The organism is Pedobacter cryoconitis, assembly GCF_014200605.1.
Taxonomy (GTDB): domain Bacteria; phylum Bacteroidota; class Bacteroidia; order Sphingobacteriales; family Sphingobacteriaceae; genus Pedobacter; species Pedobacter cryoconitis_B.
The window spans coordinates 230996-245692 of sequence record NZ_JACHCE010000009.1 but is presented as its reverse complement, the minus strand read 5'-3'; the positions used below and the strand labels follow the sequence as shown (position 1 = coordinate 245692).

The window sequence follows — 14697 nt, the reverse complement described above, 5'->3', positions numbered from 1 at the left end:
AAATAATAAGGTAAAACAAAATAGCTACAATACCTTAATCAACTATAATCAGCGAAAGACATCCAGGCAGGCAGACCCCGGATAACACACAATCACCCCCCAAACAGTGGCACAGACAATGTTCAACGAATGTACAACCAATGTTAAACCTATACACTCCCTATCCTTGATACGGATTTCAATCGGAGTTGAAACGCCTTGACCCGTATCAACCCAGATTCAACCATAGCTTTAATATAGTATAAGGATTCCTGCAACATTGCCTGAAATAGCCGTTAACCACTAGTCAACACGCTTTCTCCATGTCAACGCTATTCATACCTATATACTATACAGAAAAACACAGAGCGCGCCTCCCCCCATTCAGAAGATTCCCATCTGGATTAACTCACTATACAATAACACTTTATGCTAAAATCAGGCTATATCTTTAGATAACTGGACATCTTTGCCTTCCATAGTCTGTTTATTGATCATCACAACTGCATCATCAAGTTCTTTGGATGACACGGCAAGAAAATCAATGAACTCTAAAATATCTTCACCATTTTCAGAATCTTTGATTAAGCTGATCAGTGCAAGTATATTACTTAACGGTCTTCTTACCTGATGAGAATTCAACCAGGCAATTTCTTTAAGCTGCTCATTTTGATTGAGCAATTGCTGTTCATATTTTTTCTGTTTATCAATATCCTGCATTGCCCCTATCATCCGGATAGGTTCACCATCCGAATCAAAGATTGCGAAACCCCGGTCTCTGATATATTTAAAAGAGCCATCAGCACATCTGTAGCGGTACTCTGCAAAGAAGTATTTCTGTTTATCAGTAAATATTTTTTGGAAGGAAGCCATAACCAGCAACCGGTCATCCGGATGAATCTTTTGCATTGCTGCAGAAATATCAGGACTTGATTCTTTAGTATAACCGTAAGTTTCATTATAACCCTGCATCCACTTAACACGATCGTTGACTACGTCATAATCCCAAATTACATCATTGGTCGCATGGTTAACAGTTTCATATAAATGAATTAAATCATTGATCTTCTTTTCATCTTTGATAGATTTATCTATATCTACGACCATGACCAGATAAGCTTCGTTTTTAATTAAAGGTATCCGGTGAAAAGTTGTCTTTACATAAAAACGTTCTCCGTTTTTTTTCTGATGTAACCAGACAACAGATTCGGGATCCTGCTCACCATAGAGATACATAAAGTTCTTAATCCGTTCGTGCTCTTCTTCGGGTCTGATATCAAAAGATGTCATTTGCAAAAATTCCTGTTCACTATAGCCATATAATTTAGTCATAGCCTTATTTACAGAAAGGATTTTAAAATTTTCTTTTGCCATAACATAAATGGCAAGCGGACTTGTATGAAACAGCTTTTGATAATTTAAAGCTGTAGTTTCCTGATCCCGTTGATAAAATCGGATAGAGAAAAAGATAATAATTGATCCGATGACCATAAAAGTCAAATCCAGAAAAATATGAAAGTTCATCAGACTGTTATGGTTCTTCTCTATAGAAGTCCAGTCAATCAATCCGTGTCCCAGCAGCAATAAAGTAATTCCAAGTAATAGATAAAAAGCTATGATTTTTAACAATGGCAGGCTCTTCATCCGGTTAAAATTTGTGTTCTATAGGCATCTCGATTATCTAAAATAACAATCAATTATCAAATAATCACGCTTTTAATAAATAATTTTATCATTATGATCAGAAAACGCAAGTAACAATATCTTATTATCATGCTCTAACAACCGATGGACAACACTATATTAAGTCTAAAAAAACTGGTTAAAAAATATGGCAGCCATACCGTTTTTGAATTTGAACACTGGGAAATAAACCAGGGAATTTACCTGATCAAAGGAGGCAATGGAGCAGGAAAAACGACTTTATTTAAGATAATATCTGGACAAACACCATTTATTGGCGACGCAGTTATTAATAACATCAGTTTAAATCAGCAACCGCAGCAATACCGTTCTTTACTCAGCTATGCAGAAGCAGAACCCCAATATCCCCCGTTTCTTACTGGCAACGAAGTTTTAGATTTTCATCTTCACATCCGGAAAACAGAAAGAAAAACTTCCAATGAACTCATAGAAGGATTTAAAATGGGAGATTATATGAATAACAAAATAGAAAGCTACTCCAGTGGGATGCTAAAAAAGTTATCATTGATCTGCGCATTTACAGGTGCTGTAAAATTATATATCCTGGACGAGCTAATGATAACTATTGATCAGGCTGCGATCGAGGTACTTTATACATTGATAAAAAATCATCTGCGGGAAGGGAAAATATTTTTGATTTCTTCTCATCAGGAATTAGATTATGCTAAAGTTCCAATGAACGGCATCTTTGAAATTGAGAACAGACAGTTGAAATTATGTTAAAATTATGGATTAAAACCTTTGGCAGAGAGTTTTTCGCACAACATGCCGGGTTATTCCTTTGTTTCTTTTACCTTGTTTTCGGGGCAGTTCCACCCGGCCAGCTCAAAGAATATATACAGGCGCTGAGTATGACTATCAATTTAAGTCCTTTAGTTATGGGAGGATTTATGCTGATCATACTCCTTATTGAGCTGAAATCTTTCTTTTTTGTCCGGAAACTTATCCATACACCAACTTATAATTTCGTAAAAACCAGTTCAGCAGCTCCAAAACATATTCAATTGCAAAATTGGTTTCTCTTATACTTGTCTTTACATAGTCCCATAATTCTATTCAGCTTATATGTTATCATTACTGGCCTGTATGAGCAATTTATAATCTCTGCCGCAGCATTAAGCGGATTTATTATTATAACCTGCAGCACTCTTTCCATTTTCACCTTCAAAGCTGTCAATTACACCTTCAAACCGACTAAAAGGCTAATAAAATTACCAGAAATTCCTTTTAAAAAACCTTATTGGACATGGCCACTTTATTATATACTAAAAGAACAAACGCTAGCTTTAATCACCTGCAAAATCTTATCATTTTTACTTTTTAAAGGGATCATATGGATGTTCGCTGATCATGACAATGATATAAGAATTTATTTATTGAGTTTGATGGCGGCAACAATTTCACATTGCATCTTAATTTCAATAGCACTCAGATTTGAGAGAAGTTATAGCAATTTCACCAATAGCCTGCCATTAAATTATGGGTACAGATTATTCAGTCTGTTGAGTTTTATATTTACCCTGCTGATACCTGAACTATTCTTTTATAGCCGTCTTTCAGGATTTACTATCATCAATACATTATGGGGAGTACTACTGTCTTCAGGTATTTTATTAACCCTGAGAATGCTGCTTTATTTCGTGGATGACGATGCAGAGCGCTATCTTAAATATATATTCATCCTGCTGATCAGTTTTACGATGCTCATTATAGCCGGACTTTATATACCAATCATCCTGCTGATGCTTGCCTGGGGAATAACTTATCATCGCTATTTATATAAAAAGAATAGAATCTAATCTTTTTATATAAAAACATCAATACTGGCCGGTAGATAATAAAACCAGTGTACAAGCTTCAACAGGTTCGATATGATTTGCTTTTAACAGGGCCTCCAGCTCATCATTCTCCGTTCCGGGATTAAAGATCACACGTTTTGGTTTAGTTTGAAGTATATAATCAAAATATTCTTCCTGTAAATGCGGGCCAACATATAAAGTGATCGTATCAATATCAGTATGAATCCGGGTTGGCTTCTCAATTGGTACACCCGCAACCTCACCACTCTTGATACCCACATTCACAATTGAATGACCTTTTTCTGTTAGCATTTTCGCTGCCAGATAAGCATATCTTGCAGGATTAGGGCTGGCACCTATGATGAGTGTATTTTTCATTTGACCTGTTAATTTTGCTGGGTTATCCTCAATAAATATCCAGCGGTTCCTTAGTACTGTCGTTAAAAACAGCAATAATACCGAATTGTTTAACTGAATTTCAGGATAGCATTTGCACAGTTAATCCCATCTATCGCTGCTGAAACAATTCCGCCAGCATAACCTGCACCTTCTGCACATGGATACAAACCGGTTACCTCAGGATGCTGAAAGGTTTCGCGGTCTCTTGGTATCCTTACGGGTGATGAACTTCTGCTTTCAATACCAACCAATATAGCCTCATTTGTATAATAACCTCTCATCTTTTTACCAAAAAGCGGCAGGGCATTTTTTAAACTTGAAGCAATAAAATCAGGAAGCATTTCTTTCAACATTACACTTTTTGTACCTGGTAAATAAGAGTTTTTCGGTAAATCGGCTGACAGCCTGTCTTCTACGAAATCTATCATCCGCTGTGCCGGAGCAACCAGATTCCCACCCCCCATAGCAAAAGCTTTTTCCTCTATTGCCGATTGAAAATTCATCATACGCAATGGGTCATCACCAGGGACATCATCCAGGGTAACCTGAACTACCGTACCCGAATTGGCAAAAGGATTATTCCGCTTAGACGGAGACCAGCCATTGACAACAATTTCATTTTCATAAGTTGCACAGGGTGCGATAATCCCACCCGGACACATACAAAATGAAAATACGCCTCTGCTGCCTACCTGTTCTACCAGGCTGTAATAAGCCGGTGGTAAAAATTCACTTCTAACCGGACAATGATATTGCGCTTCATCGATAATAGCCTGCGGATGTTCTATCCTCACCCCCATTGCAAAAGGTTTAGCCTCAACCAGAATACCTTTCTGATGTAATAAAGTATAAATATCACGCGCCGAATGTCCTGTTGCCAGAATTACGGCATCGGCCGATAAGGTATAGAGGTCATTGACAACTACCCCTTTAATCTTACCCGATTCTACGATAAAATCGGTTACTTTCTGATCGAAATTAACTTCACCACCTGCTTTTAATATCGTTTCTCTAATTGCGGTGATGATATGTGGAAGCTTATTAGTACCGATATGCGGTCTTGCGTCAACCAGAATATCTTCTGTTGCGCCATGCTGAACAAAAATCTGCAGTACTTTATTGATATCACCACGTTTATTAGAACGGGTATATAGTTTTCCGTCCGAATAGGTTCCAGCGCCGCCTTCACCGTAACAATAGTTTGATTCTGTATTGACGATACCTTCTTTATTGATTAGTGCCAGATCACGTCTGCGTTGTTTGACGTCTTTTCCACGTTCAAGTACAATGGGTTTCATCCCGTTTTCGATACACTGTAAAGCTGCAAAAAGGCCAGCAGGACCTGCACCGACAATAATGACCTCCTTTTTCTCAGATACATCCTGATAATCGAGTGTAAATGTATCTTCTGGTTTTGGTTCATCAATGAACGCTTTGACCTGTAACCTGAAAATAACTTTACGGGAACGTGCGTCTATAGATCTTTTAAGGATTTTATAGCCTTTGATACGGGATCTGTCTAAAGAAAAGACAGCAGAAAGTTTTTTAAAGATTTGTTCTTCTTGTCCTGCTTCTTCGGGGGCGATGGTTATTTCTATCTCTTTTTGCATATAGGATGTCAGGTTTTTATCCTGAACGGGCGCAAAGATACGGAAAACCCAATAATTTATGCTGCTGCTTAATTAAAAGCCTGATCCCTGACAAAAGAGGAGATCAGGATTGAAAAAAAACATTTTTACATACAAGTTGTCAGGTTTTTCTCCTTAAATGTAACAAAGGTACGGAAATTGAGTTCTAATGTGTAAATTAACACGTATAAACCAAAACATGATAAAAATGAAAAAAGCAATATTAGGAGTTATCGCTGCCTTGTTCATCACCACTACGTTTAGCAGCTGTGGATATAATACAATGGTTAAATTGGATGAGGATGTAAAAACTAAATGGAACCAGGTAGAAACTCAGTACCAGAGACGTTCTGATTTAATTCCTAATTTAGTAAGTACAGTAAAAGGTGCTGCTAAATTTGAGCAGGGTACTTTGACTGCTGTAATTGAAGCACGTGCGCAGGCAAGCCAGATCAAAGTTAGTGCAGATGATTTATCTCCTGAAAAACTAGAGAAATTCCAGGCTGCCCAGGGTCAGATCGGACAGGCTTTAGGTAAATTAATGGTATTGACTGAAAACTATCCTGAATTGAAAGCAACACAACAATTCAGTGATCTTTCGGTACAATTAGAAGGTACAGAAAATAGAATTGCTGTAGCACGTAAAGATTTCAATGACGCGGTACAATCTTATAATGTTAAAGTCAGATCATTCCCTAACAACCTGACAGCAGGTATGTTTGGTTTCAAACAAAGAGCTGGATTTAAAGCTGATGCGGGTGCGCAAAATACACCTAAAGTAGAATTTTAATTCACGTTTATAATATTTAAGGGTATTGAGTGTTTTACTTATAAGACATTCATTACCCTTATCTGTTTAATTCTTATCATTATGCCATTTCTGACAGAACAAGAACAAGACCTGATTACCAATGCTATCGGTGAAGCTGAAAAGCTTACATCAGGCGAAATTAGAATTGCCGTAGAAAAACACTGCAAAGGTGAAGCTTTTGAAAGAGCAACTGCCTATTTTTCTAAACTGGGTATGGATAAAACGTCACATCAAAACGGCGTTCTGATCTATCTTGCCCATGTCGATCATAAATTTGCTATTATTGGTGACAGAGGTATTCATAAATTAGTACCTGAAGATTTCTGGGAAACTACACAAGTTGCCATGCAGGCACATTTTGCAGGTGGAAACATCGCAAATGGCCTGATTGCCGGTATTGGACTGGTTGGTGAAAAATTAGCAGTATACTTCCCTTATCAAAACGGTGATATCAATGAATTGCCTAATGATATTATTTTCATGGATCAACAGCAATCAAATTAGATAAGCCCGAATGAAGAAAATATTAATAGCCTTATTCCTTACCGTACTTTATACAAGTGCTTTTGCACAGGAATATCCTGCAAAGCCAAATACACTTGTCAATGATTATACAGGTACGCTTTCTGAGGCTCAGAAACAACAGCTTGAAAATAAACTTGTAGCGTTCGATGATTCTACCTCTACTCAGATTGCCATTGCAATTGTGAAAAGTGTAGGGGAATATGATATTAATGAATATGCGCTGGGCCTGGGCAGAAACTGGGGTGTAGGCGGTAAGAAAAGCAGCAATGGTGTGATGATCGTTGTTGCTTTAGGGGACAGAAAAATCGCTATGCAGACCGGATACGGTGTTGAAGGTGTGTTACCCGACATTATTACCAAGAGAATTATTGACAATGAGATTAAACCTGAGTTCAAAGCTGGTAATTATTATGCCGGTCTGGATGCAGGTACAACAGCTATTATCAAATATACCAAAGGAGAATATAAGAATGATAATCCAAAAGCCGCTTCTAAACAAGGCGGGGGTGCGAGTGCATTTATACTCGTAATCATTATTGTAATTATAATTATTGTCATCCGCAAAGGTGGCGGTGGTGGTAATGGCGGCCAGGTAATTGGTGGACGTGGTGTTGGTGAAGCCTTATTCTGGGGCGCGTTGTTAGGCAGCGGCAGAAGTTCTGGCGGTGGCTGGGGCGGAGGTGGCGGCAGCAGCGGCGGAGGTGGATTTGGCGGCTTCGGCGGTGGTAGTTTTGGTGGTGGCGGTAGCAGCGGAAGCTGGTAAAAGCGGTTAATCATATATGTATAAAAGAGATTTAATCACTGCGGAGATTCAAAAACTTTCGCAGGCAATAGCAAGAATCCTGGGTTTGAAACAGGAAGGTAAACTGGAAGAAGCTGATAACGGCTTAAATGAAATGCTGGAAGCTGATTTTGGAATTCTTTTTTCAGACCTGGTGTCTTGTGATCCTACTGATTTCATGGCTTTTCTGACGGAAAAAAACTTTCCGGCAGAAAAGCTGGAAATACTTTCACAGGTGCTTTACATCAAATTCGGCATTATAGAACAGCCTGCAGAGCGGAAGTCTGTGGCAGAGAAGCTGCAGCTTACCTATGAGACATTAGAAGTTAAACATCATGTAGTCAACATGAACAATCTCAGCCGTCAGAAGACAGTAAAAGACTATCTGAATCAAAACGGCTAACAAACAAAACAATGGAAATTTTAAAATGGGAAAAGCTTTCCTCCAGATATCTGGTCAGGGAAAGATGGGCAACTTTGCGGGTAGATACCTGCAAATTACAGAATGGTACAGTAAAGGACGATTATTTTGTGTTGGAGTATCCCGATTGGGCGAATGCAGTTGCTTTAACTAAAGACAATAAACTGGTGCTGGTGCGTCAGTACCGTCATGCAGCAGATATTATTTCACTGGAAATACCTGGTGGTGTTATTGAACCTGGAGAGGATCCGCAAGAGGGTGTAAAAAGAGAATTACTGGAAGAAACAGGATATTCTTTTGAAACCTGTGAGCTGATCGCTACACTTTATCCTAACCCGGCTACTTCTGACAACAGGACATTTACTTATTTACTAACTGGCGGTATTCAAACACAGGAACAGGATCTGGATGAACATGAGATATTAAATGTGGAAGAATATACGATCGCAGAAGTGAAACAGCTGCTGGCTGAAAATAAAATTGAACAGTCATTGCATGCAGCAGCTTTGTTCTACGGGCTGATGAAACTGGAAGCTATTCAATAATTACATTCAGGTTAACCCATTTTGAGTTTCTTCTGAATATCGTGTACATAACCTTTAAACTTCTTATCCGTATCAATCAGATCTTCTACGGTTTGACAGGCATAGATTACTGTAGAGTGATCTCTGCCTCCAAAAAAGGCACCTATAGTTTTCAGTGAAGACTTGGTATGGCTTTTAGAAAGATACATGGAAATTTGTCTTGCCTGTACGATTTCTCTTTTACGGGTGGGCGATTTTACCATATCTACAGGGACTTCAAAGTATTCACATACTAATTTCTGTATGTATTCCATGGAGATCTCTTTAGTGGTATTTTTGATAAAGTTCTTCAGCATTTGTTTTGCCAGAGAAAGATCAATATCCTTTTTATTTAAGGTAGACTGTGCAAGCAAAGAAACCATTGCCCCTTCCAGCTCTCTTACATTATTATCAATATTATTAGCTACGTATTCTACTACTTCCTGAGGCAGCTCGATACCGTCTGCATACATTTTCTTTCTCAGGATAGCTATCCGCGTTTCCAGATCAGGAATCTGCAGATCTGCTGAAAGCCCCCATTTAAACCTGCTCAGTAATCTTTCTTCTACTCCGGCCAGGTCTTTAGGCGCTTTATCTGAGGTCAGGATTACTTGTTTACCTGACTGGTGCAAATGATTAAAAATATGGAAGAAAATATCCTGTGTTTTCTCTTTACCAGCGAAGTTATGTACATCATCCATGATAATCACATCCATTGCCTGGTAGAAATTCACAAAATCATTAATCGTATTATTTTTCAGGGAATCTACAAATTGCTGGCAGAATTTCTCACAAGACACGTAAATAACCAGTTTATCTGGCATAGTCCTTTTAATTTCATTGCCTATAGCCTGACCCAAATGCGTTTTGCCTAAACCCACCCCCCCATAAATCATTAAGGGATTAAAAGAAGTCCCTCCTGGTTTTGCTGCAACGGCATAACCGGCAGAACGCGCAAGGCGATTGCAATCACCTTCAATATAGTTTTCAAAAGTATAATTTGAATTTAACTGGGGGTCTACATTCAGTTTTTTCAGCCCCGGAATGATGAAAGGATTCTTGATATCCTTATTGATAGAAACCGGTATAGGCATAGATTGTAATTTGGCTTCTGCACCATTGCCATTAGAAGGCATATTTGTCGTATAGGGAGAGCCACTATTGGAAGACTTATCTACAACGATATTATATTCCAGGCGGCCTTCATCTCCAAGCTGCTTTTTAACAGTCTTGCGCAGTAAACCAACATAGTGTTCTTCTAACCATTCATAGAAAAATAAACTAGGTACCTGTATCGTTAAAACTTTGCCTTCCAGTTTAAGGGCAGAAATCGGTTCGAACCAAGTCTTAAAACTTTGAGTCGGGATATTGTCCTTAATAATTTGAAGACAGTTTTTCCATACTTCGGTACAAGTTCTTTCCATAGTGCCCTAATATTTAAATGATTTTCCTCAACGAAAACAGTCGCAAAAAACTGCTGATTCTGGAGATCGAAGATTCAAAAAATTATCAACAAAAAAAACTAAAATTTCATTTATTTAGTAAGTACTTAATCAGCAGAGTTATAGCATAGTTAACCTAAATTTTTTATGTGGATAACTATTTTTTAACACTAAGTTTATTCCTTACCCAAAACAATCGTAATACGGCTGAAACCACTATTTAAGCGATATAGGCTGCATGAGCAATTGCTTCATGAATATACCTATTTTTCCATCATAATTCAGATCCTGATGAATAGAGAAAGAAAAAACATCTGCGGCAATTTAAAATAGCTGATGAATATCTTTTTGAATCAGTTCCAGGGTAAGTTCGTATGGGTTATCGGCAATGCCAGCCATATGTTCAAGCACCTTTCTGCTCAGCTCTACGCCACTGGCATCAGCGGGTAATCCGGCCACAGCATTGTTTAACATTGCAATCGTATCTTCTTTTAATTTACGGATGACATTCCAGCTTACCGTACTGATATACAACTGCTGGGTTACATTATGCTGATATTCAGATCTGATTTCATTTAAAATGACAGCTTGCAGCTCTTTTGCAGAGATTCCATGCTGATGTAACCTGACGAAAAGATTAACAGGATTCAATCTTTCTACAAAAACGATCATTCTTTCTTGTGCCTGTAAGCGAAGCGGGAGCAGGTGGACCCGTTCATCTTTTCTTGTTTCGTGAGATTTAAAGCTGAAATATTTCTGGATATCATTCCTGAGCAGGTACCAGGCAAAAAGCACGGTAATAATTCCTCCAGAGGCAAAAGTGGCCACTTGTGTCAAAAAATAGGGTAAGTTCATCTGGTTCTATTTGTCTTCAGCAAAAATGTATTTTTATTTCTATAAATATTGAATTTTATTCAGCAATCTATTTAGACAGGGTCTTAATTATTTACCTCAAATTGACTATCCTGCAATTTTTATGTTATACAAATAAACCGTTTGTTCTTATCTTTGTTCAGACAATCCGGATATTGGACCGTATTAACCCTATTTTACTAGATGTTTATAGTCAGCTATAAGATCTTCTTTAATAATTGTAAGGCGTTTAAGTTCCATAAGGATATATTTGTTATTCCAAATTAGAAATATCATGAATACAGTAGATACAGCGTTTGCACCAGTTTCTTTTACTGAAACTGCTTTAAAAGAACTTTTGAAATTAAAAGATCAGCAGGAAATTGCTGACGATTTCGGTTTGCGTGTTGGTGTTGAGGGTGGTGGATGTTCAGGTATGAGCTATCTGCTGGGCTTTGACCAGAAAAAAGATGGCGATCAGGAGTTTATCATTAATGGAATGAAGATTTTCATGAATAAAGCGCACCAGATGTATTTATTAGGCATGCAGGTAGACTGGCAGGATGGATTAAATTCAAGAGGTTTTACTTTCAGTAATCCGAATGCAGAAAGTACCTGTGGCTGTGGAACTAGTTTTTCAGTATAATTAAAACATTTTCTGTAACATTTTAAAAGTCCCGTTGTCCTAACAGCGGGACTTTTTATTTTTAGCCCATCTAAATCAGATCAGAAAAAATGACCTATACAGAAAACATAAGGCTAGCCCTGCAATCTATACAAAGTAACCGCTTGCGTACGATGCTTACAGCATTGATTATTGCGATTGGATTATCAGCACTGGTAGGAATTCTGACAACTTTGGATGCGGTAAAAACAAGCATGACAGATGCATTCTCCAGTATGGGGGCCAATGCTTTCACCATTAGAAATAAAGGTACAGGAATCCGTTTTGGCGGCCCTGGCCAGGCAGCAAAATCTTCTAAAGCTATCCGTTATGAGGATGCCATTACCTTAAAGAAACAATTGAATATACCTGCGGTGACAACGGTGAGTGTAATTGCTTCTGGTGCAGCGACCGCCAAATATGGTCAGAATAAAACAAATCCCAACATCAATATCAGGGGTATTGACGAAAATGGCCTTAAATCTCAGGGGGCAGATATTGCTTCCGGACGTAACCTCACCCCTGCCGAAGCGGAACTGGGTCCTAATATTTGTATATTGGGTAGTGAGATTGCGACCACATTATTCAAAAAGGAATCTCCTATAGATAAATTTATTACTGCTGGCGGAAGCCGTTTAAAGGTGATTGGTGTATTGGCCCCTAAGGGCTCGAGTATGGGCTTTAGTTCAGACAGAGCTATATTCATTCCGCTGTACAAAGCTAAGATCATCAACGCACAGCCCAATCCCTCTTATACGATTAGTATCATGGTGAATAAGCCTGAGCAAATGGAAAATGTGATTGGTGAGGCAACTGCCGAATTCAGGAATGTGCGAAGAATTAAGGTTAAAGAGGCTAATGATTTTGAGATCACTAAAAGTGATGCTATTGCTCAGACTTTGTTTAAAGATCTTGCTATGATTGCCGTAGGTGGTATAGCGATTGGTGTGATTACACTAATTGGTGCATCTATTGGCCTGATGAATATTATGCTGGTATCGGTTACGGAACGTACCCGCGAAATCGGGATCAGAAAAGCGATTGGCGCGAATCCGTCGGTAATCAGAAAACAGTTTTTAATTGAGGCCGTCATTATATGTTTGATGGGAGGTGCAATGGGCATTTTATTTGGGGTATTATTAGGAAACGTGATTTCATTAATGATGGGCGGCTCATTTATTATTCCATGGCTGTTTATTCTGGGAGGGTTTGCACTGTGTGTTATGGTTGGGGTCGCGTCAGGATATTATCCAGCTAAAAAGGCGTCGAAACTGGATCCTGTAGAAGCCCTGCGTTACGAGTAAAGGTTCAATCTGGCAACCATTCTTGTATGGTGCATAGCCGGTATGGGGGCCTGGTAAGAATGATATATAGATTATTTATAATCTCCATCCTTAAAATAAAAAACTTTTTTCGTCGTTTTCGCTGTCTTTTCAAATTTGGCTGCTACTGGAATAATCGTCTTTGCTATAAAATATCCAAGATTCTAATTTAATACCTTATCTGCTATTGATTTTCATTCTCTTAGCTAATCTGAGTACCGTGGTGCATAAGAGACTGGAGCTGACCAATCTCTTTAAGGTAATTGCTAAACCCGTCGAATGCTCCAATACGTGAAGTACAAATAATTTCGTAAACACCTGTTGCAGAACGTAAAGTGTATATGGAATACATGCAGATTGGAATTTTTTTGTTATTGTTGAATCTACGGTCCGGACCTCCATTCCTATTGACATATTTCCAGGTATAATCCACAATTCTCGCATCACTGGCTACACTATCATCTTCTATAAATCTGGTTAAACTATTTTCTATATCCAGGTTTTTATAAAATACGGCTGCAAATTTATTCCCTCTTCTAACCAACAAACGCTCTGGGAGAAAAAACAGATGTGTGTTCCTTAACTTGATATAGGGGATTTGCACATTGGTCTTAAAATGTCTGATGGGTATCTGATGAGCAGAAACTCCGCTAATCGAGATTCTGTTAATGAGTTTTCCTGCACCAGCGTTTCGTTTCCAGTCCTGATTTTGCTGAGAATGAAGATATTGCCATTTTCTTTTGGATGAGTTAAAATCTGCAAAGTTGGTCATAAATGCCTTATAAATGTTTGACATCTGATCATCCATTTCATAGTTGAGTTCCATTGCAAATCGTTTTTTATCCTGCCTGGCCAGAAAAAAAAGGAATGGCGAAAAAGCCAGAAAGCCGACGAGGAGCGTCCATTTATAATAGGGATTAGTGGAATACATTTCAGTTCTGGTGAGCCTTACATCGCGAACAATATCAGTCCTGGTTAGCTTTTTGGAAACGTAGCCAATCGAATCATGGAACTGGATCTTAAGCCATTTTTTATCAGATTCATCCAGCAGCGTAAATTCCTCGCCATTCTTGGATGTTCTAAGAACACGGGAATCTGAATCAGGGTGGGTGCGAATATTGGAACCGACATAAGAATCGATAATGGCGATCTTTCTTTCCCCACCTGGTTCTATGATAATTTCCCGGTTGCTTAGAGAATAAATAGATAGTAAAACGAAGAAAGTAATCATGGGCATAATGCCCAGCCAGGTGAAAAGGGAGAATTTTGCGGCTTTTTCACTTAGTTCATCGATGAAGACCTTGGAGTCTACGTCAGTTAATTGATCAATTGACGCAGAAGTTATGGTGTGAGTAGCTGTACTGACTGTTGGCAATACTTGTTGATGCTCATTCTGAATACTACCTATCTTTTGCCTGTAGTAGATTCCATTTGCCCCCATGGTTACATAAGTACCTCTTGGGCCTGAATTGATTCTTGCACCCCCGAAACCTGCTGAATAACTTATGCCGCTACCTGAAAAATTGACCCTCACGGCCCCAAACCTTATTGACTTTTTGAATAGTAGTCCCATTTGATATTTTTTATGGGCTAACTTCGAAAATTATTGGTTGAATAAAATACGGTTTCCCGTAAATGTTTTGGTTGTGAAATTTAATGGATTACAATGAACATACATTCCAATCTATAAGACGTTTCTGCTAAATTGGCCATCCATTTCAAATCTATTAGAAAAAGCAAAAGGTTGATAAAAATTATTTATGGGGTTCGAACCCATAAAATTAACCTGATTACCCCTTATTATATC

General features: G+C 38.3%; 15 protein-coding genes. 9 read left to right on the top strand and 6 right to left on the bottom strand.

What is annotated here, in order from left to right:
* Positions 1-417: 417 nt before the first annotated feature.
* Positions 418-1623, bottom strand: coding sequence for a PAS domain S-box protein (locus tag HDE68_RS22620; protein ID WP_183884506.1), 1206 nt, complete (start codon positions 1621-1623; stop codon positions 418-420).
* A gap of 144 nt (positions 1624-1767) precedes the next feature.
* On the opposite strand from HDE68_RS22620, the gene HDE68_RS22615 reads away from it, so the two are divergent.
* Positions 1768-2406: an ATP-binding cassette domain-containing protein gene (locus HDE68_RS22615; protein WP_183884505.1), complete on the top strand. Its 639-nt coding sequence runs from the start codon at positions 1768-1770 to the stop codon at positions 2404-2406.
* Positions 2400-3482 carry a hypothetical protein gene (locus HDE68_RS22610; protein WP_183884504.1) on the top strand — a complete coding sequence of 361 codons (1083 nt, stop codon included), beginning with the start codon at positions 2400-2402 and terminating at the stop codon, positions 3480-3482. The genes HDE68_RS22615 and HDE68_RS22610 overlap by 7 nt, the downstream gene beginning before the upstream one ends.
* Positions 3483-3500: 18 nt before the next feature.
* On the opposite strand, the gene HDE68_RS22605 is transcribed toward HDE68_RS22610, so the two are convergent.
* Positions 3501-3860: a CoA-binding protein gene (locus tag HDE68_RS22605; RefSeq protein WP_183884503.1), complete on the bottom strand. Its 360-nt coding sequence runs from the start codon at positions 3858-3860 to the stop codon at positions 3501-3503.
* A gap of 89 nt (positions 3861-3949) precedes the next feature.
* Positions 3950-5491: an NAD(P)/FAD-dependent oxidoreductase gene (locus HDE68_RS22600; protein WP_183884502.1), complete on the bottom strand. Its 1542-nt coding sequence runs from the start codon at positions 5489-5491 to the stop codon at positions 3950-3952.
* 226 nt (positions 5492-5717) lie between these two features.
* Here HDE68_RS22600 and HDE68_RS22595 point away from each other — a divergent pair, with 226 nt between their 5' ends.
* The 5 genes from HDE68_RS22595 to HDE68_RS22575 all read left to right on the top strand — a co-directional run bounded on the left by HDE68_RS22595 (position 5718) and on the right by HDE68_RS22575 (position 8592).
* The gene (locus HDE68_RS22595; protein WP_183884501.1) at positions 5718-6299 is read left to right on the top strand and encodes a LemA family protein; all 582 of its coding nucleotides are present in this window, start codon (positions 5718-5720) and stop codon (positions 6297-6299) included.
* 81 nt (positions 6300-6380) lie between these two features.
* A complete protein-coding gene (locus tag HDE68_RS22590) occupies positions 6381-6824 on the top strand; it encodes a TPM domain-containing protein (RefSeq protein WP_183884500.1) in 444 nt (147 codons plus the stop codon).
* Between the two features lie 10 nt (positions 6825-6834).
* On the top strand, positions 6835-7608 hold the full coding sequence (locus HDE68_RS22585; RefSeq protein WP_183884499.1) for a TPM domain-containing protein: 774 nt from the start codon (positions 6835-6837) through the stop codon (positions 7606-7608).
* A 16-nt stretch (positions 7609-7624) separates the two neighbouring features.
* Positions 7625-8029 (top strand): hypothetical protein, encoded by a 405-nt coding sequence (locus tag HDE68_RS22580; protein ID WP_183884498.1) that lies wholly within the window; start codon positions 7625-7627, stop codon positions 8027-8029.
* A gap of 11 nt (positions 8030-8040) precedes the next feature.
* On the top strand, positions 8041-8592 hold the full coding sequence (locus tag HDE68_RS22575; RefSeq protein ID WP_183884497.1) for an NUDIX hydrolase: 552 nt from the start codon (positions 8041-8043) through the stop codon (positions 8590-8592).
* An 11-nt stretch (positions 8593-8603) separates the two neighbouring features.
* Here the strand turns inward: HDE68_RS22575 and dnaA are convergent, their stop codons facing one another.
* Positions 8604-10034 carry a chromosomal replication initiator protein DnaA gene (dnaA, locus tag HDE68_RS22570; protein ID WP_183884496.1) on the bottom strand — a complete coding sequence of 477 codons (1431 nt, stop codon included), beginning with the start codon at positions 10032-10034 and terminating at the stop codon, positions 8604-8606.
* A 342-nt stretch (positions 10035-10376) separates the two neighbouring features.
* The gene (locus HDE68_RS22565; protein ID WP_183884495.1) at positions 10377-10907 is read right to left on the bottom strand and encodes a hypothetical protein; all 531 of its coding nucleotides are present in this window, start codon (positions 10905-10907) and stop codon (positions 10377-10379) included.
* Positions 10908-11199: 292 nt separating this feature from the next.
* Between HDE68_RS22565 and HDE68_RS22560 the strand changes: the two genes are divergently transcribed.
* Both HDE68_RS22560 and HDE68_RS22555 read left to right on the top strand, forming a co-directional pair.
* On the top strand, positions 11200-11550 hold the full coding sequence (locus tag HDE68_RS22560) for a HesB/IscA family protein (RefSeq protein ID WP_183884494.1): 351 nt from the start codon (positions 11200-11202) through the stop codon (positions 11548-11550).
* 89 nt (positions 11551-11639) lie between these two features.
* The gene (locus tag HDE68_RS22555; protein ID WP_183884493.1) at positions 11640-12872 is read left to right on the top strand and encodes an ABC transporter permease; all 1233 of its coding nucleotides are present in this window, start codon (positions 11640-11642) and stop codon (positions 12870-12872) included.
* Between the two features lie 220 nt (positions 12873-13092).
* Here HDE68_RS22555 and HDE68_RS22550 read toward each other — a convergent pair whose 3' ends face one another.
* A complete protein-coding gene (locus HDE68_RS22550; RefSeq protein WP_183884492.1) occupies positions 13093-14463 on the bottom strand; it encodes a DUF4236 domain-containing protein in 1371 nt (456 codons plus the stop codon).
* Between the last annotated feature and the right edge of the window lie 234 nt (positions 14464-14697).